This window comes from Arthrobacter sp. NicSoilB11, from assembly GCF_019977375.1.
Lineage (GTDB): Bacteria > Actinomycetota > Actinomycetes > Actinomycetales > Micrococcaceae > Arthrobacter.
On record NZ_AP024657.1, the window covers coordinates 2,532,606 to 2,557,698 of the forward strand.

Annotated in this window: 26 protein-coding genes, 1 tRNA gene and 1 other RNA gene; 11 read left to right on the forward strand and 17 right to left on the reverse strand. The window is 66.6% G+C overall.

The window, feature by feature from the left end; genetic code table 11:
* Nucleotides 1–68 precede the first annotated feature (68 nt).
* Genes LDO14_RS11750 through LDO14_RS11760 form a run of 3 tightly spaced genes read right to left on the reverse strand, consistent with a single transcriptional unit; the run spans nucleotide 69 to nucleotide 3,288 of the window.
* On the reverse strand, nucleotides 69–908 hold the full coding sequence (locus tag LDO14_RS11750) for a sugar phosphate isomerase/epimerase family protein (protein WP_223991904.1): 840 nt from the start codon (nucleotides 906–908) through the stop codon (nucleotides 69–71).
* Entirely contained in the window at nucleotides 905–2,119 is a 1,215-nt protein-coding gene (locus LDO14_RS11755; protein ID WP_018769496.1) for a dihydrodipicolinate synthase family protein, read from the reverse strand. Before LDO14_RS11755 ends, LDO14_RS11750 begins: the two co-directional genes overlap by 4 nt.
* Nucleotides 2,119–3,288 (reverse strand): Gfo/Idh/MocA family oxidoreductase, encoded by a 1,170-nt coding sequence (locus LDO14_RS11760; RefSeq protein ID WP_223991905.1) that lies wholly within the window; start codon nucleotides 3,286–3,288, stop codon nucleotides 2,119–2,121. The genes LDO14_RS11755 and LDO14_RS11760 overlap by 1 nt, the downstream gene beginning before the upstream one ends.
* Before the next feature lie 168 nt (nucleotides 3,289–3,456).
* On the opposite strand from LDO14_RS11760, the gene LDO14_RS11765 reads away from it, so the two are divergent.
* Nucleotides 3,457–4,545: a LacI family DNA-binding transcriptional regulator gene (locus LDO14_RS11765; protein WP_223991906.1), complete on the forward strand. Its 1,089-nt coding sequence runs from the start codon at nucleotides 3,457–3,459 to the stop codon at nucleotides 4,543–4,545.
* Nucleotides 4,545–5,306: an alpha/beta hydrolase gene (locus LDO14_RS11770; protein ID WP_223991910.1), complete on the forward strand. Its 762-nt coding sequence runs from the start codon at nucleotides 4,545–4,547 to the stop codon at nucleotides 5,304–5,306. The genes LDO14_RS11765 and LDO14_RS11770 overlap by 1 nt, the downstream gene beginning before the upstream one ends.
* Nucleotides 5,307–5,340: 34 nt before the next feature.
* Here the strand turns inward: LDO14_RS11770 and LDO14_RS11775 are convergent, their stop codons facing one another.
* On the reverse strand, nucleotides 5,341–6,243 hold the full coding sequence (locus LDO14_RS11775; protein ID WP_018769500.1) for an aldose 1-epimerase family protein: 903 nt from the start codon (nucleotides 6,241–6,243) through the stop codon (nucleotides 5,341–5,343).
* Nucleotides 6,244–6,324: 81 nt separating this feature from the next.
* Between LDO14_RS11775 and LDO14_RS11780 the strand changes: the two genes are divergently transcribed.
* The gene (locus tag LDO14_RS11780) at nucleotides 6,325–7,032 is read left to right on the forward strand and encodes a DNA alkylation repair protein (RefSeq protein ID WP_018769501.1); all 708 of its coding nucleotides are present in this window, start codon (nucleotides 6,325–6,327) and stop codon (nucleotides 7,030–7,032) included.
* Nucleotides 7,033–7,056: 24 nt separating this feature from the next.
* Here the strand turns inward: LDO14_RS11780 and mptB are convergent, their stop codons facing one another.
* Complete coding sequence (mptB, locus tag LDO14_RS11785) at nucleotides 7,057–8,613, reverse strand: polyprenol phosphomannose-dependent alpha 1,6 mannosyltransferase MptB (protein ID WP_018769502.1); 1,557 nt, start codon at nucleotides 8,611–8,613, stop codon at nucleotides 7,057–7,059.
* 196 nt (nucleotides 8,614–8,809) lie between these two features.
* Between mptB and orn the strand changes: the two genes are divergently transcribed.
* From orn to def, 3 genes are all read left to right on the forward strand, one after another.
* A complete protein-coding gene (gene orn, locus LDO14_RS11790) occupies nucleotides 8,810–9,397 on the forward strand; it encodes an oligoribonuclease (protein WP_263422506.1) in 588 nt (195 codons plus the stop codon).
* Nucleotides 9,398–9,526: 129 nt separating this feature from the next.
* Nucleotides 9,527–9,599, forward strand: a tRNA-His gene (locus LDO14_RS11795).
* Nucleotides 9,600–9,732: 133 nt separating this feature from the next.
* Nucleotides 9,733–10,305, forward strand: a complete 573-nt coding sequence (def, locus tag LDO14_RS11800) for a peptide deformylase (RefSeq protein WP_018769504.1) — start codon at nucleotides 9,733–9,735, stop codon at nucleotides 10,303–10,305.
* Nucleotides 10,306–10,342: 37 nt separating this feature from the next.
* Here the strand turns inward: def and LDO14_RS11805 are convergent, their stop codons facing one another.
* From LDO14_RS11805 to rnpB, 5 genes are all read right to left on the reverse strand, one after another.
* On the reverse strand, nucleotides 10,343–11,140 hold the full coding sequence (locus LDO14_RS11805; protein WP_018769505.1) for an HNH endonuclease family protein: 798 nt from the start codon (nucleotides 11,138–11,140) through the stop codon (nucleotides 10,343–10,345).
* A 127-nt stretch (nucleotides 11,141–11,267) separates the two neighbouring features.
* Entirely contained in the window at nucleotides 11,268–11,477 is a 210-nt protein-coding gene (locus LDO14_RS11810; protein ID WP_018769506.1) for a hypothetical protein, read from the reverse strand.
* Nucleotides 11,478–11,551: 74 nt separating this feature from the next.
* Complete coding sequence (locus LDO14_RS11815) at nucleotides 11,552–12,994, reverse strand: glyceraldehyde-3-phosphate dehydrogenase (protein ID WP_018769507.1); 1,443 nt, start codon at nucleotides 12,992–12,994, stop codon at nucleotides 11,552–11,554.
* 305 nt (nucleotides 12,995–13,299) lie between these two features.
* Nucleotides 13,300–13,833, reverse strand: coding sequence for a TspO/MBR family protein (locus tag LDO14_RS11820; protein WP_223991914.1), 534 nt, complete (start codon nucleotides 13,831–13,833; stop codon nucleotides 13,300–13,302).
* 44 nt (nucleotides 13,834–13,877) lie between these two features.
* Nucleotides 13,878–14,265, reverse strand: an RNA gene (rnpB, locus tag LDO14_RS11825) — RNase P RNA component class A.
* A gap of 56 nt (nucleotides 14,266–14,321) precedes the next feature.
* Between rnpB and LDO14_RS11830 the strand changes: the two genes are divergently transcribed.
* Nucleotides 14,322–15,086, forward strand: coding sequence for a peroxide stress protein YaaA (locus LDO14_RS11830; RefSeq protein WP_223991917.1), 765 nt, complete (start codon nucleotides 14,322–14,324; stop codon nucleotides 15,084–15,086).
* A gap of 9 nt (nucleotides 15,087–15,095) precedes the next feature.
* Here the strand turns inward: LDO14_RS11830 and LDO14_RS11835 are convergent, their stop codons facing one another.
* Together LDO14_RS11835 and LDO14_RS11840 are read right to left on the reverse strand one after the other, a co-directional pair.
* Nucleotides 15,096–15,833: a C4-type zinc ribbon domain-containing protein gene (locus LDO14_RS11835; protein ID WP_056390741.1), complete on the reverse strand. Its 738-nt coding sequence runs from the start codon at nucleotides 15,831–15,833 to the stop codon at nucleotides 15,096–15,098.
* Nucleotides 15,834–15,942: 109 nt separating this feature from the next.
* Complete coding sequence (locus LDO14_RS11840) at nucleotides 15,943–16,866, reverse strand: Nif3-like dinuclear metal center hexameric protein (RefSeq protein ID WP_200831090.1); 924 nt, start codon at nucleotides 16,864–16,866, stop codon at nucleotides 15,943–15,945.
* Nucleotides 16,867–16,965: 99 nt separating this feature from the next.
* Here LDO14_RS11840 and msrA point away from each other — a divergent pair, with 99 nt between their 5' ends.
* The 3 genes from msrA (at nucleotide 16,966) to epsC (ending at nucleotide 19,114) form a co-directional block, all read left to right on the forward strand.
* Nucleotides 16,966–17,490: a peptide-methionine (S)-S-oxide reductase MsrA gene (gene msrA / locus LDO14_RS11845; protein WP_018769512.1), complete on the forward strand. Its 525-nt coding sequence runs from the start codon at nucleotides 16,966–16,968 to the stop codon at nucleotides 17,488–17,490.
* Between the two features lie 64 nt (nucleotides 17,491–17,554).
* Nucleotides 17,555–18,490: a cysteine synthase A gene (gene cysK / locus LDO14_RS11850; protein WP_026265806.1), complete on the forward strand. Its 936-nt coding sequence runs from the start codon at nucleotides 17,555–17,557 to the stop codon at nucleotides 18,488–18,490.
* Nucleotides 18,491–18,529: 39 nt separating this feature from the next.
* Nucleotides 18,530–19,114: a serine O-acetyltransferase EpsC gene (gene epsC / locus LDO14_RS11855; RefSeq protein WP_018769514.1), complete on the forward strand. Its 585-nt coding sequence runs from the start codon at nucleotides 18,530–18,532 to the stop codon at nucleotides 19,112–19,114.
* 79 nt (nucleotides 19,115–19,193) lie between these two features.
* Here epsC and gndA read toward each other — a convergent pair whose 3' ends face one another.
* Nucleotides 19,194–20,633, reverse strand: a complete 1,440-nt coding sequence (gndA, locus tag LDO14_RS11860; protein ID WP_018769515.1) for an NADP-dependent phosphogluconate dehydrogenase — start codon at nucleotides 20,631–20,633, stop codon at nucleotides 19,194–19,196.
* A gap of 231 nt (nucleotides 20,634–20,864) precedes the next feature.
* On the opposite strand from gndA, the gene LDO14_RS11865 reads away from it, so the two are divergent.
* A complete protein-coding gene (locus LDO14_RS11865) occupies nucleotides 20,865–21,590 on the forward strand; it encodes an FCD domain-containing protein (protein WP_018769516.1) in 726 nt (241 codons plus the stop codon).
* Here LDO14_RS11865 and LDO14_RS11870 read toward each other — a convergent pair.
* From LDO14_RS11870 to LDO14_RS11885, 4 genes are all read right to left on the reverse strand, one after another.
* Nucleotides 21,571–22,653 (reverse strand): L-idonate 5-dehydrogenase, encoded by a 1,083-nt coding sequence (locus LDO14_RS11870; RefSeq protein WP_223991919.1) that lies wholly within the window; start codon nucleotides 22,651–22,653, stop codon nucleotides 21,571–21,573. The two genes, LDO14_RS11865 and LDO14_RS11870, sit on opposite strands and share 20 nt — an antisense overlap.
* Nucleotides 22,653–23,423, reverse strand: a complete 771-nt coding sequence (locus tag LDO14_RS11875; protein ID WP_018769518.1) for an SDR family oxidoreductase — start codon at nucleotides 23,421–23,423, stop codon at nucleotides 22,653–22,655. The genes LDO14_RS11870 and LDO14_RS11875 overlap by 1 nt, the downstream gene beginning before the upstream one ends.
* On the reverse strand, nucleotides 23,420–24,349 hold the full coding sequence (locus tag LDO14_RS11880; RefSeq protein WP_223995205.1) for an NAD(P)-dependent oxidoreductase: 930 nt from the start codon (nucleotides 24,347–24,349) through the stop codon (nucleotides 23,420–23,422). Before LDO14_RS11880 ends, LDO14_RS11875 begins: the two co-directional genes overlap by 4 nt.
* A 452-nt stretch (nucleotides 24,350–24,801) precedes the next feature.
* On the reverse strand, nucleotides 24,802–25,080 hold the full coding sequence (locus LDO14_RS11885) for a hypothetical protein (RefSeq protein WP_223991921.1): 279 nt from the start codon (nucleotides 25,078–25,080) through the stop codon (nucleotides 24,802–24,804).
* Nucleotides 25,081–25,093: the final 13 nt, after the last annotated feature.

The window sequence follows — 25,093 nt, forward strand, 5'->3', positions numbered from 1 at the left end:
CCACGTGGGGCGCAGGCTCCTGCCAGTCATGTTGGGAACGTGGCAGGAGCCCGCGGTCTTGGGTCAGGTCAGGCGTACGGGAGGACGAGCTCCGCGTAGCGCTCCTTTACTGTGGCCAGGACGGTATTGCCGTCCGTGTCCCAGATCTCCTGATTGAAGATTTCCACTTCGATGTCGCCGGTGTACCCGGCATCCCGCACCCAGGTGCCGATGGTGGCAAAGTCCACCACGCCGTCGCCCATGTAGCCGCGGGACAGCAGCGGATCGGCGGCGATGGGCATGTTGAAGTCGCACACCTGGTAGGAGGCGATGCGGCTCTCCCGGCCGGCCCGCTCGATCTGCGCCTTCAGTTCCGGGTCCCACCAGACGTGGAAGGTATCGACGGCGACCCCCACCGTTGAGGCGTCGAAGGGCGCTGCGAGGTCCAGCGCCTGGCCCAGGGTGGAGATGAGCGCGCGGTCAGCCGCATACATCGGGTGCAGCGGTTCCAGGACCAGGCGTACGCCGTTTTCCTGCGCAAACGGAACCAGGTCGGCGAGCCGGTCGGCGACGCGCTGGCGGGCTGCCACCACGTCCTTCTCCCCCGGGGCCAGGCCGCCGACCACCAGGAAGAGCTCCCTGGTGTCCAGTGCCACGGCTTCCAGGATGGCTGCCTTGTTGTCCGCGAGCGCGGCCGCCTGGCCCTCTGGATCGGGGGCGGTGAGGAATCCGCCGCGGCACAGCGAGGAGACACGCAGCCCGGCGTCCTTGATCAGGCGGGCGGCCTTGTCCAGGCCGGCCTCCTCCACCCGGTCCCGCCACGGTCCGATGGCGGGCATCCCGGCGTTGACGCAGCCCTCGACGACCTGGGCGAGCGTCCACTTCTTGGTGGTGGCACTGTTGATGGAGAGGCGGGAGAAGTCGCTCATACTCCCACCCCGTTGATCCGCAGGTAGTCCGACATCCGAAAGGCTGCCAGCGCCGGGTCCCTGAGCAGGCCGGCCTGGTCGGCGAGTTCGAAGGTCCTGGCCAGGTGGCATACGGAGCGGCCGGAGTGCAGGCCGCCCACCATCTGGAAGCCGGGCTGCTTGCCGTTGAGCCAGGACATGAACGCGATGCCGGTCTTGTAGTAGAACGTGGGGGCGCTGAAGATGTGCTTGCCCAGTTCGCGGGTGGAGTCCAGGATCTCCCGCGCCTTCGCCGGGTTGCCGGCGTCATAGTTCTGCAGGGCCACCGAGGCGGCGGGATAGATCGCCGCGAAGATGCCCAGCAGGGCGTCCGAGTGGTGGCTGCCGTCGCCGTCGATCAGTTCGGGGTAGTTGAAGTCGTCCCCGGTGTAGAGGCGGACACCCTCGGGCAGTGCCGCCCGCAGGGCAATTTCGTGGCCGGCATCCAGCAGCGAGACCTTGACGCCGTCCACCTTGTCCGCGTGGTCCCTGATGAGGCCCAGGAAGGTTTCGGTGGCGGTTGCGACGTCGTCCGAGCCCCAGTAGCCGGCGAGCGCGGGATCGAACATGGTGCCCAGCCAGTGCAGGATGACCGGCTGGTCCACTTCCTGCAGCAGGGTGGAGTACACCCGCAGGTAGTCCTCCGGGCCGCCGGCGACCCTGGCCAGGGCCCGGGAGGCCATCAGGATGACCTTGGGTCCGGCCTCGGCAACCACGGCAATCTGCTCGCGGTAGGCCTCGAGCACCGCCTGGATGCCTGCTTCGCCGGTGGGCAGTGCAGCGGTGTCCAGCTGGTCGGTTCCGGCGCCGCAGGAGACGAGGTCACGGACGGACTTGCCGGCGGTGGCCGGGTTGTTGGCGGAAACCACGGATGCGGCTTCCACTCCCGTGCGCTTGATGAGCTGCTGCGTCGCTGCCCAGTCCAGGCCCATGCCGCGCTGGGCTGTGTCCATGGCATCGGCGACGCCCAGACCGTAGGACCACAGTTCGTGGCGGTACGCCATGGTGGCGTCCCAGTCCAGGCGGGCGGGGGCACCGGGCGTATTGTCCGCCAGCACCTCGGGGATGACGTGGGCGGCCGCATAGGCGCGCCGTGCAGTCAGGGGCGCAGTGGGCCGGGCCCAGGCGGCGCCGCCCTGAAGGCGGTACTCCCTGGTTCCGCCGTCTTCGGAGGGAAGGATGAGGGACGTCATTAGAGGGTGATCTCCGGGATATCGATGGTGCGGCGTTCGCCGCTGGACTGCAGGCCAAGTTCGGCGAGCTGGACGCCGCGGGCGGCGGACAGCAGGCCGAAGCGGTGCTCGCGGCGGGCCACGACGTCGCGGAGGAACTCTTCCCACTGCAGTTTGAAGCCGTTGTCCAGGTCGGCGTTGGCGGGAACTTCCTGCCACTGGTCCCGGAAGGATTCGGTGACGGGCAGGTCCGGGTTCCATACGGGCTTGGGGGTGTGTGCGCGCTGCTGGGCGACACACTTATTCAGGCCGGCGACGGCGGAACCGTGCGTGCCGTCCACCTGGAATTCCACCAGTTCGTCGCGGTACACGCGCACTGCCCAGGAGGAGTTGATCTGGCCGATGACTTCGTCTCCGGCCGGAGTCTCGAGTTCGAAGATGCCGTAGGAGGCGTCGTCGGCGGTGGCCTTGTATTCCTTGCCGGCCTCGTCCCAGCGGGTGGGGATGTGGGTGGCCGTCTTGGCGTTGACGCTCTTGACCTTGCCGATGATGCCCTCGAGGACGTAGTTCCAGTGGCAGAACATGTCCGTGGTCATGCCACCGCCGTCCTCCTGGCGGTAGTTCCAGGACGGACGCTGGGCTGACTGGATGTCGCCTTCGAAGACCCAGTAACCGAACTCGCCGCGGATGGAAAGGATGCGGCCGAAGAAGCCTTCATCCACCAGGCGGCGGAGCTTGACCAGGCCGGGCAGGTACAGCTTGTCGTGGACAACACCGGCAGTGACGCCGGCTTCCTTGCCGACGCGCGCCAGTTCAATGGCCTCCTCCAGCGTTTCCGCCGTGGGCTTCTCCGTGAAGATGTGCTTGCCGGCCAGCATGGCCTTCTTCAGGGTGGCGGCGCGGAGGCTGGTCATCGAGGCGTCGAACACGACGTCGACAGTGGGGTCGCTGATCACGGCGTCCAGGTCGGTGGACCATTCGGAGACCTTGTGCTTTTCCGCCAGCTCGCGGATCTTGGCCTCGTTGCGGCCCACCAGGATGGGTTCAACCTGGACCCTGGTTCCGTCCTCGAGGGTGAAGCCGCCGGCATCGCGGATGGGCAGGATGGAGCGCAGCAGGTGCTGGCGGTAGCCCATCCGGCCGGTAATGCCGTTCATGGCGATGCGGATCGTTTTGGTTTCGTAGCCCATGTGTCCTCCACGGTGAGTGAGCAATGTACTGAAGTTGTCTGGGAAAGCGCGTTCCCGCTGCTTCAATAATGCACGGCGCGCTTTCCGTTGGCAAGCGCTTTCCGGAAGTAGTTTGAACTGTCATAATGTGCTTAGCCTTTGAGCCCGTACCGACCACCAGGAGATGCAGTGGCTGCAAGTACCCTTACCGAGGTGGCCCGCCTGGCCGGCGTCTCGCCCGCCACCGCTTCCCGCGTGCTGAATGGCTCGGCCCGTAAACCGGGCAAGGACATTGCCGACCGCGTCCGGCAGGCAGCTGAATCGCTGGGCTATATCCCCAACGCCCAGGCGCAGGGCCTGGCGAAATCCAGCTCCGGCCTGATCGGCCTGATTGTGCATGACATTGCCGACCCCTATTTCGCGGCCATCGCCAGGGGCGTGCAGGAAGCCGCCCGGGAACAACGCAAAATGGTGCTGCTCGCCACCACCGGAGGCGGCCCGGCCGAAGAGAAGGAAGCAGTGGCCGCCTTCGCGGCGCGGCGCGCGGACTCCATTGTGATCGCCGGTTCCCGTTCCTGCCGGGAAGAGGACCGGGAGGGCAACGCCGAACTGGCTGCCGAACTTGACCGCTACTGCCGCAACGGCGGCCGGGTTGCCGTGGTGGGACATCCCGTCGTGGGTGCAACCGCTCCGGAGGGGTACCACGTGGTGAAAGTCCCCAACCAGGAGCTGGCCGGGCAGCTCGCCGCCGGGCTTGCGGAAGGCTGGGACGGCGACTTCGTAATCATCGGCGGCCCAGAGGGCCTCCTGACGTCCGATGACCGTGTCCGCGGCTTCCAGGAAGGGTTGGAGCGCGCCGGGCGGCGGCCGGCAGAGGTGCTCCGCACGGCCTTCAACCGGTCCGGTGGATATGAGGCAGGACTTCAACTGGCCGCCAGGATCAAAGCAGCCCAGTCCGGGGACGGGGCCGCACCCAGGCTGTGTATTTTTGCGGTCAATGACGTCATGGCCATCGGCGCCGCAGCAGCCCTGCGGTCCGAGGGGCTGCGGATCCCCCGCGACGCAGCCATCGCCGGCTTTGACGACATTGAAACCCTCCGCGACTTCCGCCCAGCCCTGTCCACTGTCCGGTTGCCCCTGGAAGACATCGGGCGCCTTGCCACCAGGGCCACTGGCCGGAATCCGGCCTACGGCGACGGCGGCGAGGTGGAGGCCGCCGCTCCCGGCGGCATCACCGGAGAGGTTACCCTGCGGCGCAGCACGGAAGCGGCAGCCTGATGGCACCGCGGGGACTTACCGCGGTGGCCGCCCCTTCCGGCGCCGCGGGCCCGCGTCCTGCCATCCTGGTCCTGCCGGGCGGGGGCTATGCCCGCCAGGCAGACCACGAAGCCGAGCCGGTGGCAGAATGGCTTGCCGCACTGGGGATCCACGCCTTCGTCCTCCGCTACCGGGTGGCCCCGGACCGGCACCCGGCCCCGCTGGAAGACGCCAAGGAAGCCATGCTCCACATCCGGAACGGGGAGCACGGGCTCCCCGTGGACGCGGAGCGCGTCGGCGTCCTGGGATTCTCCGCGGGCGGGCACCTGGCCGCCACCTTGTGCACGGCGGCTGCCACGGGGAAGCCGGACCTCGACAATCCCGCGGCGGTGCCGGATCTTTCGGTGCTGTGCTACCCCGTGGCGTCCCTGACCCACGAAGCCCACCAGGGCTCGGTGGCCAACCTCCTTGGCGACGCACCGCCGTCGGCCCTCCTCACGGCACTCTCGGCGGAGCTGAACGTCACGCCCCGCACACCGCCGGCATTCATTTGGCACACCGCCGACGACGAGGCCGTCCCGGTCAGCAACAGCCTGAACTATGCCAGGGCACTGATTGCTGCCGGCGTTCCGGCGGAACTGCATGTTTTCCCGGAAGGACGGCACGGGCTGGGACTCGCGGCCGGCGAACCAGGGCCCGGGCAATGGACGTCCCTGTGCGCGGCGTGGCTGCAGCGCGCCGGATGGGCCGGCTCCCCGACCGGCACGGCAGCAGGAAACTGAGACCGGCCCTGCCGGTGGCCGGAAGGGCGGCCTGCTAGGGCAGCGCCCGGATGGTCCAGTCCGCGGAATGTGATGCGCCGGGCTGCAGGTGCACCAGGTCCATGCCGGAATGCAGTGCATCCGGAGGGCACGTCATGGGCTCAACGGCCAGGCCGAGCCGGTCCGGGCCGGCAGGCTTGTCCCCCGTATGCACCTGGACCCAGGGCCACTCCGCCCCCCATTCCAGTTCCACGCCGGTCCCCGACGGATCCAGCACCCGGACGCGTGCCAGGCCGGCGGCGTCCCGGGAGATGTCCGTGAAGGCGTGGTCGATCTTCACCTCTCCCAGCCGGCGGGGCGAGCGGAAGTCAAAGGCACCTGCGCCCACCTCCCGCATCCCCACGGGAAGCAGCCGGTCCGGCGTGACCTCCAGGTAGGCAGCGGCCGGAAGTTCCAGCGACCAGTCATCCAGCGGGGAGGGCCCGGCCACCAGGTAGGGATGTGGGCACACCCCGTAGGGCGCGGCAACGGGGCCGGCATTGACGGCCAGGACGGTGCTGTGGAGCCCGTCAGCGGAAAGCGAGTAGGTGACGCTGAGGTCCAGGTCGGCCGGGTACTCCGGGCCTGACGGGATGCGGCAGCCCAGGACCGCCCGGTCCGCGGCCGCCTCCAGCACCTTCCACGCCTGATGGATGGCCAGGCCGTGCAGCGCGGCGCCGCGTTCGGGTTCGTTGACGGCGGCCGTGTACGGTTTCCCGGCATAGGTGTAGGTGCCGTCGGCCAGCCGGTTGGGCCAGGGCGCGCAGATGACGCCGCGGTAGTCAGGCACGGGGCCTTCGGGCCCGAAGCCCACCACCAGGTCCCGGTTCCCGTGGCGCAGTTCGCGGAGCGCCCCGCCGCGCCGGGTGACGACGGCGGAGTAGGGTCCGTGGGCGAGGTGGATCTCGGTGCCGGGCATGGATTCCCCCAGGTTCTGATTGTGTTAGCGCTCACCAGCGTACCCCACCCCGGCCCTTGGCGGGTGGCTAAAGTTGGCCCCATGGACACCGCCGCCGACCAGGAGCTCATCGCCGCCGTCAAAGGCGCGCTCCGGGAACTCGCCAACCCGGAGCGTGCCACCGGCGCCCAGGCCTACATGAGGTCAGCGATTCCCTCGCTGGGCGTCCGGGTTCCGGACGTGCGGCGGATCGCGGCCCGGGCTGCGGCTGACTTTCCGCCCGCCTCTGCCGGGCAACTGCGCGCCACCGTACTGGAGCTCTGGCGCACCTCCACCTTCCGGGAGGAACGGTATGCGGCCATAGACCTGACCGGGCACCGGCTGGTGGCCCGGGACCTGGACATGCTGCCCGTCTACGAGGAGATCATCCGCACCGGCGCCTGGTGGGATTTCGCGGATGGCGTGTCCGGCCGGATCTGCGGGCTGCTGCAGGCGCACCGGGCCCCGGTGTCGGCAACCCTGAGGCTGTGGAGCCACGACCCCGAGCTTTGGATCCGCAGGGCCTCCATCACGTCGCAACTGCGTGCGAAGAAGGACACTGACACCGCGTTGCTGGCGGCCGTCATTGAGCCGAACCTGGCGGACCGGGAGTTCTTCATCCGGAAGGCGATCGGCTGGGCCCTGCGCGAATATGGCAAGACGGCGCCGGAGTGGGTGGAAGCCTTCGTCGCCCGGCAGGGACCCGCCATGAGCGCGTTGTCACGCAGGGAGGCCCTGCGCGGGATCGCCGCCGTACCGGCGCCGCAGTAGTGCGCCTGGCAGATGGGCGTACGGCTAGATCACGGGACGTTCGACGACGGGCTCGTGCGTTTTGCGGAACAGCCTGCGGGTGCCGGGGTCCCAGAAGATCAGGTACAGGGCGAACAGGAGAGCCGTCAGCGCCGCGGCGATCCGTGCCAGGGCAAGGGCGAAGCCCAGATCCTGGGTCTGCAGGTAGGGGAAGACGTCCAGCTGGTCCGAAATGGCGTAGATCATGAAGAACGACACCACGAAGTACAGGGCCTTGACCTGCCAGTCGTTGCGGATCCCGGTCACGGCGAAGAGCGGGATCAGCCAGACGACATACCAGGACTGGATGATGGGGGCCAGCAGCACCACGGCGGCGAAACCGAGGGCCAGCCGGCGCATCAGCCGGTCGTAGTCCCCCTTGAGGATCTGCCAGGCGACGATGCCCACGGCAAGCAGCTTCCCGGCGTCGAACACCCAGCCCGCCGGCACCGACCCGTCCAGGCCGAACGCGTTGGCCAGCGATCCCACCACCATGCCGATCAGCCCCACCGGGGCATACCAGATGGAGATGCTGCCGGGAGCGGACAGCCCGTTGATCCAGCCGAAGCCGAATCCGTTGACCAGGCTCATCGCGGCCAGGAGCGCGAGGCTGATGCCGGCCGTCAACGCCCAGAAGGCAGCCTTCCGCAGCCAGCCAGCATTCTTCCCTGCCCAGAGGAGGCCGATGAACGGCAGGAAGACGATGGTGATGGGCTTGACGGCGATGGACAGGGTCACGATCACAATGCCGAGGATTTCCCGGCGGGTGGCGGAGTAGTACAGCCCCGCCAGGGCCAGCCCGATCATCAGGGAGTCGTTGTGCACGCTGGCGATGAAGTTGGTCAGGAAAAGCGGGTTCGCCACGGTCAGCCAGAGGGCACGGTGCGGGTTGACGCCGTGAAGTTCCGCGAGCCGGGGCACGTAGATGACGCACAGGACCACGCCGGCCACCGCCACCAGCCGGAACAGCATGACGCAGGCCTCCGGCTGGACGTTGGTGGCCCAGACGACGAATTGTTCAATCCACAGGAACAGCTGGCCGTAGGGAACCGGGGCTTCTGTCCACATCTTGTCCGCGCCGAGCTGGAAGTAGTTGGACAGGGCGGAGATGCCGTTTTCGTAGGGGTTGAAGCCCTCCACCATCAGCCGCCCCTGCCCGATATAGGCGTAGACGTCACGGCTGAAGAGCGGCACGCTGAACATCATGGGAAGCCCCCACGCCGCAAGCGCGGCCAGGGTGGCCCGCCGCGCCTGCGGTCCCCACACCCGGACCTTCTGGCCAAGGCGCAGCCAGGCGCGCACCAGCAGCATGCCCCCCACCGCCACCAGGACGATGGACAGGGCCACGCCGGGGGCTTCAGTGCGCATCCAGATAAACAGGGGCATGCGGCGCAGTTCCGATACCGGGGCCAGCCAGCCCACGCCGAAGGATCCGAACAGCATGAACACGGACCCCAGGAAACCGACAAGCAGTGGCGAGCGCGGATTGTCCACCTCGGCACTGCCCGTTCCAGCACTGCCGGCCGCCGCCATCTCCCCCGTTGCGGGCACAGGCGCCGTCATCTCAGGATTGTCCAATCTTCTTGCGTTTCCGCGGTTTGCCCGGCGCGCCGCACGGGCCGGCCAGGACATGGTTCAGGGCGGAAGGGCGACCCGCCGCGTACCCGAAATCCTAGCATCGGCAGGGGGTCCGGGAGTGTAACGGTAGGCTGGTCCGGTGCCTATATCTAACGAACGAATCGTCTGGATCGACTGCGAAATGACCGGTCTGGACATCAAGAACGACGCCCTCATCGAGGTGGCAGCCCTGGTCACCGATTCGGAACTGAACATCCTGGGTGACGGCGTTGACGTGGTCATCAAACCCGACGACGCCGCGGTTGCACAGATGTCCGACTTCGTCCGGGACATGCACACCAAGTCGGGGCTGCTGGCGGAACTTCCGCACGGCAAGACGATGGCAGAAGCCGAGGCCGCGGTAATGGAGTACATCTCCGCCTGGGTTCCGGATCCACGCAAGGCGCCGCTGGGCGGCAACTCGGTGGGCACGGACCGCGTGTTCCTGTCGCGGGACATGCCCGCCGTGGTGGAACATCTCCACTACCGGGTCATCGACGTCAGCACCATCAAGGAGTTGTCGCGCCGCTGGTACGCGCGTGCCTACTTCCAGTCACCGGCCAAAAAGGGTGGACACCGCGCACTCGGGGACATCAAGGATTCGATCGATGAACTGCGGTACTACCGCGAAGCCGTCTTCGTCCCCGCGCCCGGACCTGACAGCGCCACCGCCCAGAAGATCGCCCAGGGGATCACCACCGGCGGGTCCGCCGGGCAGGCCGGGGAGTAATCTGCGCCACGTTTCGGTGAAATTTGGCGAAAATCGCTAAAAGTGGACAAAGCACCCCTTCCGAACAGGTAAGCTATTTGAGTTGCGTTTCCAGGGAGCCGCTAAGGCGGATTTCACTTGAAGCACATGGTGGGCGTAGCTCAGTTGGCAGAGCGCCTGGTTGTGGTCCAGGAGGTCGCGGGTTCAACCCCCGTCGCTCACCCTCACGGGGCGGCACATGCAGCCGTCAACATGGGAGGCCGCACCGGATATCCGGTGCGGCCTCCTTTGTTGTGCCCCACCGGGGGTACGCGCAGGAAAACCGGGGACACCGCGAAAGCCGAGGGACAACTGATATGACCGTTCTGCCAATCACCATCTGGGGCGAGCCTGTCCTGCACCGGCGCGCGGCCGAGGTGGAGGTTTTCGACGACGAACTGCGCACCCTCATTGCCGACATGTTCGAAACCAACGAAGCCGCGCATGGCGTGGGCCTCGCCGCCCCGCAGATCGGCGTGGGCAAGAGAATCTTCGTTTACAAGTACGCCAACGACGATGGCGCTCCCCCAAGCGGTGTACTGGTGAATCCCGTGCTGACACTGTCCAAGGTCTCCGGCGCGGCGCCCGACCCCGACGAGGAGGAGGAGGGCTGCCTTTCCTTCCCCGGTGAGCAGTATCCGCTCAAGCGGGCCGAATGGGCCCGGGTGGAGGGGTTCGACGGCTTTGGAAACCCGGTGAAGTTTGAGGCAACGGGCTGGTTCGCCCGGGTAATCCAGCACGAATACGACCACCTGGACGGAAAGCTGTATGTCAACCGGCTGATTGACCGCTATTCCCGCAAAGCCAGGAAGCAGGCGAAGAAAAACGGGTGGGGCGTGCCGGGGTTGACGTGGATGCCCGGCGTGGACCCGGATCCGTTCGGCCACTGACAAGTTCGGCCACTCATCCCTTCCGGGCAGGTCCCCGTCAGCGGGCAGTGATGGTTTCCTGCCGGGGGCAGGAGCCGAGGACACGCTTCATGGCGTCCTTCTCGGCAGCCGTCACCCACAGGCCGTAGGCGGCCTTCACAGAGATCTGGCGGGCCACGTAATGGCAGCGCAGTGCGGTGTTCTTCGGCAGCCACGTGGCGGCGTCCGCTGCGCTCTTCTGCTGGTTGGCAGCGCCGTCCGCGGCAATCAGGTTCAGGGGGTCGTTGGCCAGGCTCTGGCGTTCCTTGGGCGCCAGGCCCTGGGCCCCCTTCTGCCAGGCATCCCCGAGCGCCACCACATGGTCGATCTGGACAGCCCGGCTGCTGTCTGAACCGCGCTGGAAGTCCACGTCCTGGCCTGTATAGGGTTCCCGGAAGTGACCGGCCGTTACCTTGCAGGTGGAGCCTTCGGCGAACATCACGCCGGCAAGGTCCCGTCGCAGGATGTCATTGCGGGTATCGCAGCCGTTCCTGTCGACATCCAGCCACGCCGGGCCGAAGGCCTCGCGGCTGTAGCCGGTGTTCGGTGCCCGGCCCTTCACGGCGAGGCCGTCGAGTGCAGAGAGGGCACTGCCCGCCGGTACAGGGTTTGGTTCCTGCACCGGTTTCATCCACGCGGCATCGAAGACCGGCGCCTCGGTCGGGCCCTCCGGCGCCGGCCCTGCGGCTGCAAACTGTCCTGCGGTGAAGAACCACGACAGGGCAGCGACGATGCATACTGTGGCCGTTGCCAGCAGCGCCCAGGCCTGCCGGGAACGGCGGCGTGCGCGGCGGTAGGCAGCCCAGTGGACGGTCAAGGCGTCGACGCCGGAAGGGGAAAGTCAGGCACCCCAAGAGCCTAGGACAAAGGGCACCCCAAGCCGGTGATATCCACACTGTTGAGGACGAGTGATGGCTCACACGGCCGGCGCGGCCGCCTTTGGGCTACTGCTCCCTGGTGACCCTTCGAAGGTCTTCCTCGGCAATGGCCAGCAGTCCCTCGAGCTGGCGCACGCGGTCCTGGCTGACATCCCCGGCCGCGTGTGCGGCGCGGGCGCGTTCAAGCAGCCGTACTGCTTCCTTGTGGTTCGCCTTGGCCACGTCCAGGGCGTGTTCGAGGGTGGTGTCGTGCTGAAGAGTCGATTCGTTGTCCATGCCACCAGTGTGGTCCCCTTTCCCGGCTGATTCCAGAGAACCAGCCGGGAATTCGCTGGACGTGGCGGACAGGGTCAGACCGCGATGGCGGCCAGGGCGGCGGCGCTTTCCTTGGCGGGGAACGACGGCGGATTCACGCCGGCCATTTCCTCCATAACGCGCACCACCTGGCAGCTGTAGCCAAATTCGTTGTCGTACCAGACGTAGAGGACCAGGTTCTTGTCCGTGGAGACCGTAGCGAGTCCATCAACAATGCCGGCGCGGCGGGAGCCGACAAAGTCGGTGGAGACAACCTCGGGTGAGTCGATGTAGTCGATCTGCTTGCGGAGGTCCGAGTGCAGCGACATTTCACGGAGGTAGTTGTTGACCTCGTCCTTGGTGGTGCCGTTTTCCAGGCTGAGGTTCAGGATGGCCAGCGATACGTCCGGGGTGGGGACGCGGATGGAGCTGCCGGTCAGCTTTCCGAGCAGTTCGGGCAGGGCTTTGGCCACTGCCTTGGCGGCGCCGGTTTCGGTGATGACCATGTTCAGGGCTGCAGAGCGGCCGCGGCGGTCGCCCTTGTGGAAGTTGTCGATCAGGTTCTGGTCGTTGGTGAAGGAGTGGACGGTTTCCACGTGCCCGTGCACCACGCCGAACTTGTCGTTGATGGCCTTCAGCACGGGGGTGATGGCGTTGGTGGTGCAGGACGCCGCGGAGACGATCCGGTCCGAGTCGGTGATGTCCCGGTGGTTGATGCCGTGGACGATGTTCTTCAGCTCGCCCTTGCCCGGTGCGGTCAGGAGGACCCGCGCCACACCCTTGCTCTGCAGGTGCTGGGAAAGTCCCTCGGCGTCGCGCCAGCGGCCGGTGTTATCCACCACCAGGGCATCCTTGATGCCGTAGGCGGTGTAATCGATGGTGGCGGGGTCGTTGGAGTAGATGACCTGGATCTGCACGCCGTTGGCGGTGATGGTGTTGGCGTCCTCGTCGATCCGGATGGTGCCCTCGAAGGACCCGTGGACGGAGTCGCGGCGCAGCAGGCTGGCGCGCTTGGAGAGGTCGTTGTCGGAGCCGCGGCGCACCACGATGGCGCGCAGGCGCAGTCCGTGGCCGCCACCGGCCTTTTCGATGAGGAGGCGGGCCAGGAGCCGGCCGATGCGGCCAAAGCCGTAGAGCACGACGTCGGTGCTGGTGCGGTCATCGCCGCCCCGCTTGCCAACGATTTCGGCGAGCTCAGCGCGGAGGAACTCCTCCAGGGTGGCGCCGTTGCCTTCTTCCTTGAACTTCTGGTTCAGGCGGGCGATGTCGATCGCGGCAGCGCCCAGCTCCAGTCCGGCCAGCGTGTTCAGCAGGGGCGCGGTGTCCTCGAGGAGCAGTTCGTCCTTGCTCATCCGGCGTGCAAAGCGGTGCGCCTTGAGGATGTTCATGGTGGACTTGTTGATCAGGCTCCGGCCGTGGATGCTGGTGACCACGTTGTTTTCGCGGTACAGCCTGCCGATCACCGGGATCATGGCCTCGGCGAGGGCCTCCCGGCCCATCCACGTATCAAGACAAGAATCAGACGTCTGGCTCACAGAAATACCTTCCTCGGTTCAGCCGTGTACGTCCTCGTACACAGATGTAGGCCACCTGATGATGTCCAGGGGCACCCGCGCCTGCAGGGATGGCCCCCAGGCGCCTGGATCGCGTGCAAAGAAAAACCGCCGGTTGCGAACGCAACTTTCGGCGGTAGAACTCCTGCGTCCGGGATCCATTCTAATTTGGCCCGCCGCCGGGAACACGCTTGCGCTGCGTGAAATCACTCACATGGCCGGGATGCCCCGCAGCCGTGGTGTTGCCGGACTCAGTTGTGGACGGCTGAGTAGAGGTTCAGGCTGGCGGAAAAGACAAGCCAGGAAAAGTACGGCAGCACCAGGAGGCCGGCGGCGGCGTCCACCGGCCCGAAGCGCAGGATCAGGAATACCAAGGTTCCGGCGAGTGCGCAGATAACCCCGAACGCAGCCCAGAGAGCGGCAGCTCCGAGCATTGGGTACAGGGCAAAAAAGGCCGCCGGCCACGCCGCGTTGAGCAGCAGCTGGACAATGTAGCCTGCACGGGTGCTCCCGGTCAGGCCGCCCTTGCGCCAGACCAGCCACGCGGCTGCCGCCACGCCGGTGTACAGCGCCATCCAGGTGCTCCGGAACATCCACGGCGGCGGCATCCACGGCGCCTTCACCGAACCGGCGTACCACCCGTTGGAATTCAGGATGATGGGAACCGAAGCGATGACCCACGCCGCGGCGGACAGCGCCAGGAACCCGCCAAGCGCAACGACCTGGGAACGGATGCCGGGGACGCCGGCCCGGGCGGCGGGACGGGGATCAGGAATAACGGGCACGGTCCAGCATCCCCAACGCATCGCCCTAGGTCAAACGCGGAATGTGGATGGGACAGCCGGTACGCCGGGTTCTGTTCTCCCCTGCCGTTACCGGAAAGGGAGCGACGGCCATCCATCTACGAGTACCGTTGCCGGCACCCTCCAGCGGCCTACCCGGACACTCGGGCGGGCAGCCCTCGAACGTGTCCTGTCTGGCCTTGCTCCGGGTGGGGTTTACCTAGCCTTCCCGGTCACCCGGGAAGCTGGTGGTCTCTTACACCACCGTTTCACCCTTACCTGCCCTTCCCGGCCAAAGCCGGCAATGCAGGCGGTCTGTTTTCTGTGGCACTGGCCTGCGGGTTACCCCGAGTGGGCGTTACCCACCACCCTGCCCTGCGGAGCCCGGACGTTCCTCGAGCCACTTGCGTGACGCGCGGCCGCCTGGCTGTCCCATCCGCCGTCCAGTCTACCGGCGCCGCCACCCGCTTTTGCGCCGGTAGGATCGGACGGTGCTGATTCTGCTTCCCCCTTCCGAAGGCAAGACACCCGCGCTCCGGGGACCCGCCGTCGACTGGTCCACGCTCGGCTTTCCGGAATTGAACCCCTACCGCGCCAAGGTCCTCGAAGCGCTGGGAACCGTCAGTGCCCACCAGGACGCCCTCGCCCTGCTGGGCGTGGGCGCATCACTGCGTGAGGACGTGGAACGCAATACGCGCCTGGGCGCCGAGCCGGCAGCGCCCGCACACAGCATCTATTCCGGCGTCCTGTACGACGCCCTTGGCTATCGGAGCCTGACACCGGCCCAGCGGCGCAAGGCGGACGCGTCCGTCCTGGTGATCTCGGCCCTGTGGGGTGCCCTTCGCTTCGGCGACAGCGTCCCGGCCTACCGGCTCTCCATGGGCACGGCACTGCCCGACGTCGGCAGGCTGGCCCCGTTCTGGAAGACGCAGCTTGGCGAAACCCTGGGCAGCGCCGCCCGGGGGCACCTGGTGGTGGACTGCCGGTCCAGCACCTATGCAGCCGCCTGGGCACCGCCGCAGGAACAGACCGTGGCGGTCAACGTCTTCACCGAAACAGGTGGGGTCCGCAAAGTGGTGAGCCACTTCGCCAAGCACACCCGGGGGGAACTGGCGCGGCACCTGCTGGTACGGCGCGGTAAAGCCCCGACGGCGCCGTCGGACCTTTTGAAGGCTGCCCGCGAGAAGTGGGACGCAGAACTGGTGCCGGGCACGGCCCGCAGGCCGCACGCCCTGAACATCATCCTGCCGGGCTGATCCGGCCGGTCAGGACCACTCGTCCGAGCGGACCAGGATGGCGCCGGAGTCCGGGCAGAACACGATGTCGTCCGCGGCCGAAGCCTTGATCTCCGCGAGGTCGCCGGGGCTGAGCTTCATGCCGGAGGCTTCGGAGGTGCCGTGGAACAGCCGGGCCGCGCCCACTCCGCGCTTGGCAAGCGTCTTTTCATAAACCGCCAGCATGCCCGCCTCCAGGCCTGCAGCGAACGCGGCGCGCTGGGCGCGAAGCCCTGCCGCTTCCGTTTCCACCTCCGCGAGGGCCGCGTCAAGCTCGGCCCGGATGGTGGCAAAGGAGCCCTGGATGTCGTCGACAATCTGCTGCTGCGCCGCCTGCCGTTCCCGCAGGCTGTCCAGCCGCTCCATGACCTCCAGCTCCACGTCCTCAAGGTCGGAGCGCCGCTTGTTGAGCGAGGCGATGTCCTTTTGCAGTGCAACCAGGTCCTTGGAAAGGCCGGTGCCGCTGTTGAGCCTGGCCTCGTCGCGTTCGATCCGTGAAGCAACTTGTTCGACGTCGGCTTCCGCCCGCTTAAGCGCGGCCTCGGCATCGTGCACAGCCACCTTGGCTGCTCCCAGTTCACCGTTGGCGACAGAGAGCGCGGCTTCGAGGTCCTTGATGCGGGGATCGTTTTCCAGCGTGCGGCGGCGGTTGGTGAGGCCCTTCAGCCGGGCGTCCAGCCCCTGCAGTTCAAGCAACTTCAACTGTTCCGCCGGTGCTGCCTTGGCCACTGTTACCTCCGATAAATCCCTTCCGGCCGTGGCCGGGCACCGAACCGGCGCTTCCTAGACTCTAGCGCGTGGCCCCGCTTCCCTGCCTCGCCGCATCCCGGGCTGCTGCCTAGCCCGGCGTGAGGATGAAGTCCCAGGGGTCGCTGTTGGTGGTGCTGACCTGGATCTCCACCTCATGTCCCTGGTCAGCCAGGACGTTGCCCAGGGCGGCCGCGGCCGCAGGCAGCCAAAGCCATTCACTGGCGAAGTGCGACACGTCCACCAGGTACGGCCGTCCGTTGAGGGCGGCTTCGCGCGCCTCGGATGCCGGGTGGTGGCGAAGGTCCGCGGTGACGTAGACGTCGGCGTTGCTGGCGCGCACCTCATTGAACAGCGAATCGCCGGCACCGCCGCACACCGCGATGCGCCGCACCAGTCCGTCCTTGTCGCCGGAGACCCGCACTCCCCCGGCCACTGACGGAAGAATTCCAAACACCCGGGCCGCGAAGTCGCCCAGGCTCATGGCATCCGCCAGGTCGCCCACGCGGCCAATGCCTTCCTCCGGGAGCCCGTTGGCGGCCACCGTGAGCGGGGCGACGTCCTGGAGCCCCAGGGCGTCGGCCAGGACATCGGAAACGCCTCCGACGGCGGAGTCGCCGTTGGTGTGCACGGTCAGCAGTGCCGTTCCCGACTCGATGAGCCGGTGGACTGCCCGGCCCTTCGCCGACGTGGCGGCGACCGACGTGACGCCCTTCAGCAGGAGGGGGTGGTGGGTGATGAGCAGTTCGGCTCCCCACTCAACGGCTTCCTCGATGACCTCCAGCGTGGGATCAACCGCAAACATCACCTTGGTGACGGCGGCGGACGGGTGGCCTGCCACGAGCCCTACCTCGTCCCAGTTTTCCGCCAGGGACTCCGGCCACAGTTCCTCAACTGCCAGGAGCAGTTCGGCCAAAGTGGGAGCGTCCGCGGAACCGGCCGGAGCCGGCGTGTCGGAGGAGGCTTCGCCGTCGTGATCTGCCTGGCCGGTAACGTCGGTGTCCACAGGTTCCATAGTCTTAGTTTTACCCCATCGGCTTGCGGCCGCCGCAGTTTGCGGCATGGCGCGGGGCCGGCAGGGAATGATCCCGGGCCGTCAACCATTGAAGAGGTCATGAAAACTTTTGTTCTTGGCGGAGGTTGCTTCTGGTGCCTTGACGCCGTCTACCAGAAGACACGGGGTGTCACCTCGGTGGTGTCCGGCTACACCGGCGGGCACGATCCCCATCCGGACTACTACTCGGTCTGCAGTGGAACCACTGGCCACGCGGAGGTGGTGGCGGTGACCTTCGACGAGGAGGTTATCCCCGCGGAAGTTGTCCTTGACATGTTCTTCGCCCTTCATGACCCCACCACGCTGAACCGGCAGGGATACGACGTGGGCACCCAGTACCGTTCCTCGATGTTCTACGAGACCACGGAGGAGAAGATCCTGTTCGAGGAAGCCATCGAACGCAACCAGGCGCTGTGGCCGCATCCCATTGTCACCGAGGTCAGCCGCCTGCCGCGGTTCCACGTGGCGGAGGAATTCCATCAGGATTACTACGCCAAACACCCGGAGCAGGGGTATTGCCAGGTGATCATCAACCCCAAGCTGGCCAAGGCCCGGAAATATTACTCTGCATGGCTTAACGCTTAGCCTCCGTTACGCGGCCTCGTTAGGCTGACCTCAGTATTCACCCCTTAGAGATAGGCGTATGTACATGGCACGGATCTATGACGATGTGACGCAACTGGTGGGCGGGACCCCACTGGTCCGGCTGAACCGGCTCAGCGAGGGGCTGGACGCCACCGTTGCCGTGAAGCTGGAGTTCTACAACCCGGCCAACAGCGTCAAGGACCGCATCGGCGTTGCCATCATCGACGCCGCGGAAAAATCGGGCGCCCTGAAGCCCGGCGGCACCATCGTCGAAGGCACCTCCGGCAACACGGGCATCGCCCTCGCCATGGTGGGTGCCGCCCGCGGGTACAAGGTCATCCTCACCATGCCTGAGACCATGTCCACCGAGCGCCGGGTCATGCTGCGCGCCTTCGGTGCCGAGATCGTCCTGACCCCGGGGTCCGAGGGCATGCGCGGAGCCGTGGAAAAGGCCCAGGAAATCGTGGCCAACACCGAGAACTCCATTTGGGCCCAGCAGTTCGCCAACGAAGCCAACCCGGAGATCCACCGCAGGACCACCGCCGAGGAAGTCTGGGAAGACACCGACGGAGGCGTGGACATCTTCGTGGCCGGCGTTGGCACCGGTGGAACCATCACCGGCGTCGGGCAGGTCCTGAAGGAACGCAAACCCGGCGTACAGATCGTGGCGGTGGAACCCAAGGACTCCCCCATCCTGAACGGCGGCGCCCCCGGCCCGCACAAGATCCAGGGACTGGGCGCCAACTTCATCCCGGAGCTGCTGGACACCAACGTCTACGACGAGGTTATTGACGCGAACCTGGAGGACTCGGTCCGCGTTGCGCGCGAACTGGGCATCAAGGAAGGCATCCTGGGCGGCATCTCCTCCGGCGCCATCGTCTGGGCCGCGCTGGAACTGGCCAAGCGTCCGGAAAATGCCGGCAAGCTGATCGTGGCGGTCGTTTGCGACTTCGGTGAGCGTTACATCTCCACCGTGCTCTATGACGACATCCGCGGCTGATCAGCCCGCCGTCCGCCCGTTTCCTGTAGAAAGAACTTTGTGGGCTTTTTCGCAAGACTGAAGGAAGACCTCGACGCCGCCCGGTCCCACGACCCGGCGGCTCGAGGTTCTTTTGAGAACTTTTTCGCCTATTCCGGCCTGCACGCCATCTGGATCCACCGGCTGACGCACCGCATGTGGCAGAACCCGTCGCTTCGCTTCCCGGCGCGCCTGCTGTCCCAGCTGGGCCGGTCCTGGACCGGTATTGAGATCCATCCGGGTGCCACGATCGGACGTCGTTTCTTCATTGACCATGGCATGGGTGTGGTCATTGGCGAGACAGCCGAGATCGGCGAGGACGTGATGATCTATCACGGCGTCACGCTCGGTGGGCGCTCACTTGCCCGGATCAAACGCCACCCCACCATCGGTGACCGGGTCACCATCGGTGCCGGAGCCAAAATCCTGGGACCCATCACCATCGGCCGGGACAGTGCCGTCGGCGCCAACGCCGTGGTGGTGAAGGATGCGCCGCCGGAATCGATCGTTACCGGTGTTCCGGCCAAATGGAGGCACCGGGACGCGCAGCGGGAAACCAAGCCCGCCGTCGATCCGGCCGAATACGACATCGAGTACCGGATCTAGAAGTACCAGGCACAGCAAAAGGCGGGCAGTTTCCCGGAGAACCGGGAAACTGCCCGCCTTTGTCCTGCGGCGGCAGCTGCTAGTGGGTGTCCACCGCTTCAACTTCGGACTTGTCCTCGCCCCAGAGGGTGTGGAAGGTTCCCTCGGTGTCGATGCGGCCGTAGGTGTGTGCACCGAAGAGGTCGCGCTGGCCCTGGATCAGGGCGGCGGCCACGCGCTTGCGGCGCAGGCCGTCGTAGTACGCCAGCGATGAGGAGAACACCGGCACCGGGATGCCGAGCTGGACGGCGGTGGCAACAACGCGGCGCCACGCCGGCAGGGCGTCTGCAATGGCCTTGGTGAATGCCGGGGCGAACAGCAGGTTGGCCGGCTTCTGGTCCGCGGCGTAGGCCTTGGTGATGTCCTTGAGGAGCTCGGCGCGGATGATGCAGCCGGCGCGCCACAGGGAGGCGATCTCGTCCAGCTTCAGTTCCCAGCCGTATTCCTTGGCGGCCGAGGTCAGCATGTCCAGGCCCTGGGCGTAGGAGACCAGCTTGGAGGCGTAGAGCGCCTGGCGGACGTCCTCAACGAAGCTTTCCGGGATCTCGACGTCGGCCTCGTTGCCTGCCAGCAGTTCCTGGCCCAGCCTGCGCTGCCCGGCCTGGGAGGAGAGGGCGCGGGCGAAGACGGATTCGGCGATGCCGGACACCGGCGAGCCGAGTTCCAGGGCGGAAATGACGGTCCAGCGGCCCGTACCCTTCTGGCCGGCGGCGTCGACGACGACGTCAACGAACGGCTTGCCGGTCTTGGCGTCCACGTGGCCCAGGACCTCGGCGGAAATCTCGATCAGGAAGGATGAAAGCTCCCCCTTGTTCCATTCGGTGAAGATCTTGGCCTGTTCGGCGGGCTCGATGCCGGCACCGGAGCGGAGCAGGTCGAAGGCCTCGCCGATAACCTGCATGTCGGCGTATTCGATGCCGTTGTGGACCATCTTGACGAAGTGGCCGGCGCCGTCGGTGCCGATCCAGGCGCAGCAGGGCTCGCCGTCGACCTTCGCGGAAATCTTCTCCAGCAGCGGGCCGAGGGCCTTGTAGGACTCCTTGGAACCGCCGGGCATGATGGACGGGCCGTTCAGTGCACCCTCTTCGCCGCCGGACACACCGACGCCCACGAAGTGCAGGTCCTTCTTGGCCAGTGCGGCTTCCCGGCGGCGGGTGTCCTCGTAGTGGGAGTTGCCGGCGTCGATGATGATGTCGCCCGGCTCCAGGAGCGGCTCCAGCTGCTCAATGACGGAATCGACCGGCTTGCCGGCCTTGACCATGATGAGCACCCGGCGGGGCTTTTCCAGGGAATCAACAAGTTCCTGGAGGGTCTCGGTCCGGACGAAGTCGCCTTCGGAGCCGTGCTTCTCCAGCAGCGCGTCGGTCTTCTCCACCGACCTGTTGTGCAGGGCAACCGTGAACCCGTTGCGGGCCAGGTTGCGGGCCAGGTTGGCGCCCATGACGGCGAGGCCGGTGACACCGATGTGTGCTGCAGACATCAATAACTCCAATTCATTGTTTGCCCCGGTTGCCGGCTTCCGCAGGCGGGAAGACACCGGGGCAGATCAGGGGGTCGGAATAAAGCATATATATTCTCGCTGTGACGCGAAAGTAACAGCTGCGTAATGGAACCATTGTTTCGGTGCCGGTTCAGGTTGGCCACCCTGCGAACCACCGCGGCACCGGGCGCACGCACAACCGGGCGTCGGCCAGCAACTAGGCTTAGCAGCATGACCAGCAGCCTCCACCACCGTGCCATCGACAACCTGGGCACCCGGATTATCTCGGGGGATCTTCCGGCGGGCCACGTCATGCTGGCGGAGCAGTTGGAGGATGAGCTGAAAGTGTCCCGCTCGGTGATCCGGGAAGCGGTGCGGGTCCTGCAGTCGCTGGGGCTGGTGGAAACCACCAAGCGGGTGGGCATCCGTGTGCTGCCGGCAAGCCGTTGGAATCCTTTCGATCCCCAGGTGATCCGGTGGCGGCTGGCAAGCGACGCACGCGGCGCGCAGCTCCGCTCCCTCGCCGAACTGCGCGCCGCGGTGGAACCCGCGGCCGCCGAACTGGCGGCACAGAATGCCCCTGCACCGCTGCGGATGGAGCTCGTGGACGTTGCCCGTGCAATGCGGGAGGCCGGCAACAACGGCGAAGTTGCACGCTTCCTGGAACTGGACATCCGGTTCCACTCCCTGCTGCTCTCCGGCTCGGGCAACGAGATGTTCGCCAACCTCATGGGCCAGGTGGCCGAGACCCTGACAGGCCGCACCGTTCATGGCCTGATGCCCGACCACCCGCACCAGGCCGCCCTCCAGTGGCACGAGGATGTGGCGCAAGCGATTGCCAGGGGCGATGCCGCGTCCGCGCGCGAAGCCTCTGACCGGATCATGCGGCGCACCATGTCCCAGATGGCCGACACCTGGACGGAACAGCCACGGGTGTTTATCCCCGTTCGACAGTAGCTTCGCTCCGGGGGCCGAAGCTGAGGAGGACTTTTCCGGATTCGGCGGAGTTGCGGGCCATGGTGAAGGCTTCCAGTGCGTTGTCCACGGGGTATTCGTGGGTGATGACGGGCTCGATGTGCAGGGTCCTGTCGGTGAGGGCGGCGATGACGTTATCGATCTCGTCGTTGAACCGGAAGGAGCCTTTGAGGTCGAGTTCGCGGGTGATGGCCAGGGAGATCAGTACCGGCTGCGGCCCGGTGGGCAGCAGGCCCACCATCACCACGGTGCCGCCGCGGGCCGCGCCCTGGATGGCGGAGTCCAGGCCGTGGTGGGTGCCGGAGGATTCAATCACGACGTCGGCCTCCACGGCGGCGATCGCCTCCGCATCGCCGCCGGTGATCACCTGGTCCGCTCCCACGGCTTGGGCGATTTCCAGTGGTGTGGGGTGCACGTCGACGGCGGTGATCCGGGCCGCGCCGGCGCGTTTCAGGACGGCGACGGCGAGGGCCCCGATGGGCCCGGACCCGATCACGAGCGCCGATTTGCCGGCCACGTCCCCGGCCCGGGAGACGGCGTGCCAGGCCACGGCGGCCGGCTCGATCAACGCGGCGGTCCGCAGGCCAACACCGTTGGGCAGGGGCCGGAGCATCCGGGTGGGGAAGTTCACGTACCGGCTGAACGCCCCGTCCGTGTGCGGGAACCGCGCGGCACTGCCCAGGTAGGTGCAGCCCGGGGACAGGTTGGGCCGGTCCGCCGGGTAACGTGCGGCACCCGGGCCCGGGGTGGCCGGATGGACCGCCACCGCAGTGCCCGCGGCCGGGCCGGTCCCGTCAGCCGCGGCCCGGACCACCGTCCCGGAAATTTCATGGCCCAGCACCAGCGGCGCCCTCAGGATCGACTCCCCGGCCGCGCCGTGCAGCCAGTAGTGCAGGTCCGACCCGCAAATCCCGCCGAACGCCACCTCGACCACCGCCTCATCCGCGGCCGGAGCGGTAAGGGCCAGCTCGTCGATCCGCAGATCGTTGGCGGCGTGCGCCACCACGGCCGGGCCGGACACGGGCAGTGCTGTATCCAGTGCCATCAGACCACCACCGTCATTCCGCCATCGATAAAAATAGTCTGCCCGTTCACGAAATCAGACCCGTCCGAGGCCAGCCACACGGCCGGCCCGGCCAGGTCCTGCACGGTCCCCCACCGGTTGGCCGGGGTCCGGCCCAGGATCCAGGAGTTGAACTGCTCATCATCCACCAGGTTCTGCGTCATCTCCGTATGGATATAGCCCGGCGCGATCCCGTTGATCTGCAACCCGGACCCGGCCCACTCCGCCGTCATCGCCCGGGTCAGGTTCCGCAGCCCGCCCTTCGCCGCAATGTACGGCGCGATCGTGGGGCGGGCCAGGTCCGTCTGCACCGAGCAGATGTTGATGATCTTCCCCCGCCCCCGCGGGATCATGTACCGCGCTGCTTCCCGGCCCACCAGGAACGCGCTGGTCAGGTCCGTGGAAATCACCCGTTCCCAATCCTTCACGTCCAAATCCAGCATCGGCACCCGGTGCTGGATCCCTGCATTGTTCACCAGGATCTCCAACGGCCCCACATGCTCCTCCACCCATGCCACCCCGCGCGCCGCCCCGGCGTCACTCGTCACGTCAAAAGCGACACTGTGAACCCGGCCCGGAGCGTAGTCGGCGGCCATCGCCGCCGCGGCATCCTTGAGCCGCTCCCCGTTGATACCGTTCAACACCACCGTTGCCCCGGCGTCGGCCAGTGCCCGCGCCAACGCGTTGCCAATCCCCCGGCTGGACCCCGTCACCAAGGCAACCCGGCCGGTCAAATCAAACAAAGAACTCATGGTGCAACTGTTCCTTCCGCCGCTCCCGCGGCTCCTTGACTGAGGTTGGAGACCACCTGCCGCACGACGGCAAGGTCCTGGTCGCCGTGGCCCTGGCGCCTTAGCTCCGCGTAGAGCTCGATGCCGGCCGCTGCCATTGGGGTTGCCACGCCCGCCGCCTCGGCGGCATCCAGCACAAACCCAAGGTCCTTGTGCATGAATTTGGCCGGGCCGGTGGGGGTGTAATCCTTGGTGACCAGGCGCGGGCCCACGATCTCCAGGACCCTGCTCGCGGCCAAGCCGCCGGACAGGACCTCGAACAGTGCCGCCGGATCCAGCCCGGAGCGTTCGGCAAGTTCGGCAGCCTCGGCAAGCGCCGCCGTCGTGGTCCCCACCACCAACTGGTTGCAGGCCTTGGCAAGTGAGCCCGCGCCCAGTGGGCCAAGGTGGCGCACTGTGGTACCCATGGTCAGCAGCAGGGGCTCAACGCGGCGGAAGGACTGTTCGTCGTCCGCTCCTGCCATGATGGCGAGGGTGCCGTCCGCCGCACCCTTGGTGCCTCCGCTCACGGGTGCATCCACGACCCGTGCGTTGCCGGAACTGAACTCCCGGACGCGCCGCCCGAATTCCTGTACGCCGGTGGGCGAAACGCTGCTCATGACCAGCAGGACGGTATTCGGTGCCGGCGGGTTCTGCTTCCAGCTCTCCAGCAGGTCATGTGCTGTTTCCTCTATGTGTGGCAGGTCAGGCAGCATGAACACGATGGCGGGGAGGTTCCGCATCTCCACGACCCGCTCAACGGCACACCCGCCGAGGTCCTGCAGCCGGGTGAGCGCTTCAGGCGACCGGTTCCAGCCGCTGATCTGCCAGCCCCCGGCGATGGCATTGGAAGCCATCAAATTACCCATATGCCCCAGGCCCACGAAGCCTGCCCGCTTGTCCTCCATGATCTGCCTCACATCGTCGCACTGGAAAGAGTCGTTCAATATCCTAGTCACAATTCAGCATAATGAACTCCACAGTGCCTGGAACTACGTTTCCGCTGCTGTCCGGGTTGAGGCAGGTTTTATGGACCTCACTGGTGGGCGACTGATCCTCAAGGACCTTCCCGTGAACCTAGGGATCCCACAAATCCTCCACGTCCAACCCGCCGCCCGGCGGTGCCATAGTGTCCATTCATGTGAACAACAACCACCATGACGGCCTGTGAACGGCGGTTTTCGTGGCCCTGATCCAACGTGAAGCAGCCGAACGGCGCATGACTTTTTGTTTCCAGCAGTTCACGGTATATTCATCCCAAGCCCTCCACCGCGGCATCCCCCAATAGCCGCGGTGGAGGGTTTTCCAATGCCGGAAAGTCAACGCCGGCGTGATGCCTGCGTATCCAGGCATTGATACGTCAAGCTGCGTCCGCTGCCGTCTCCCGTAGCCTCCAGCCTCCGCCGATCCCATCGCGCTGGAGGTACATGGTGGTCAGCGCTGACTTGCTGTTGTTGCCCAGCCGCACCTGCAGCTGCAGGACTTCGACGTCCACACCACTGTTGCCCTTCGGCATCCGCCGGCTGGTTTCCCACCAGTTGATGCGCTCGAACCACCTGACCGGCTCGGCACCAACCGCCCATTCCCTGCCCCGGCTCAGCACCGTCGTCGGTATTCCGTTGCTGTCTGTGTGCACCATGACATGTTCCATT

Bases quoted from the DNA above. Each gene is read 5' to 3' on its own strand.
- LDO14_RS11750 (WP_223991904.1), bottom strand. From the start codon at position 908: ATGAGCGACTTCTCCCGCCTCTCCATCAACAGTGCCACCACCAAGAAG.
- LDO14_RS11755 (WP_018769496.1), bottom strand. From the start codon at position 2,119: ATGACGTCCCTCATCCTTCCCTCCGAAGACGGCGGAACCAGGGAGTAC.
- LDO14_RS11760 (WP_223991905.1), bottom strand. From the start codon at position 3,288: ATGGGCTACGAAACCAAAACGATCCGCATCGCCATGAACGGCATTACC.
- LDO14_RS11770 (WP_223991910.1), top strand. From the start codon at position 4,545: ATGGCACCGCGGGGACTTACCGCGGTGGCCGCCCCTTCCGGCGCCGCG.
- LDO14_RS11775 (WP_018769500.1), bottom strand. From the start codon at position 6,243: ATGCCCGGCACCGAGATCCACCTCGCCCACGGACCCTACTCCGCCGTC.
- LDO14_RS11780 (WP_018769501.1), top strand. From the start codon at position 6,325: ATGGACACCGCCGCCGACCAGGAGCTCATCGCCGCCGTCAAAGGCGCG.
- mptB (WP_018769502.1), bottom strand. From the start codon at position 8,613: ATGACGGCGCCTGTGCCCGCAACGGGGGAGATGGCGGCGGCCGGCAGT.
- orn (WP_263422506.1), top strand. From the start codon at position 8,810: ATGACCGGTCTGGACATCAAGAACGACGCCCTCATCGAGGTGGCAGCC.
- def (WP_018769504.1), top strand. From the start codon at position 9,733: ATGACCGTTCTGCCAATCACCATCTGGGGCGAGCCTGTCCTGCACCGG.
- LDO14_RS11810 (WP_018769506.1), bottom strand. From the start codon at position 11,477: ATGGACAACGAATCGACTCTTCAGCACGACACCACCCTCGAACACGCC.
- LDO14_RS11815 (WP_018769507.1), bottom strand. From the start codon at position 12,994: ATGGGCCGGGAGGCCCTCGCCGAGGCCATGATCCCGGTGATCGGCAGG.
- LDO14_RS11840 (WP_200831090.1), bottom strand. From the start codon at position 16,866: ATGGAACCTGTGGACACCGACGTTACCGGCCAGGCAGATCACGACGGC.
- msrA (WP_018769512.1), top strand. From the start codon at position 16,966: ATGAAAACTTTTGTTCTTGGCGGAGGTTGCTTCTGGTGCCTTGACGCC.
- cysK (WP_026265806.1), top strand. From the start codon at position 17,555: ATGGCACGGATCTATGACGATGTGACGCAACTGGTGGGCGGGACCCCA.
- gndA (WP_018769515.1), bottom strand. From the start codon at position 20,633: ATGTCTGCAGCACACATCGGTGTCACCGGCCTCGCCGTCATGGGCGCC.
- LDO14_RS11865 (WP_018769516.1), top strand. From the start codon at position 20,865: ATGACCAGCAGCCTCCACCACCGTGCCATCGACAACCTGGGCACCCGG.
- LDO14_RS11870 (WP_223991919.1), bottom strand. From the start codon at position 22,653: ATGGCACTGGATACAGCACTGCCCGTGTCCGGCCCGGCCGTGGTGGCG.
- LDO14_RS11875 (WP_018769518.1), bottom strand. From the start codon at position 23,423: ATGAGTTCTTTGTTTGATTTGACCGGCCGGGTTGCCTTGGTGACGGGG.
- LDO14_RS11880 (WP_223995205.1), bottom strand. From the start codon at position 24,349: ATGGAGGACAAGCGGGCAGGCTTCGTGGGCCTGGGGCATATGGGTAAT.
- LDO14_RS11885 (WP_223991921.1), bottom strand. From the start codon at position 25,080: ATGGTGCACACAGACAGCAACGGAATACCGACGACGGTGCTGAGCCGG.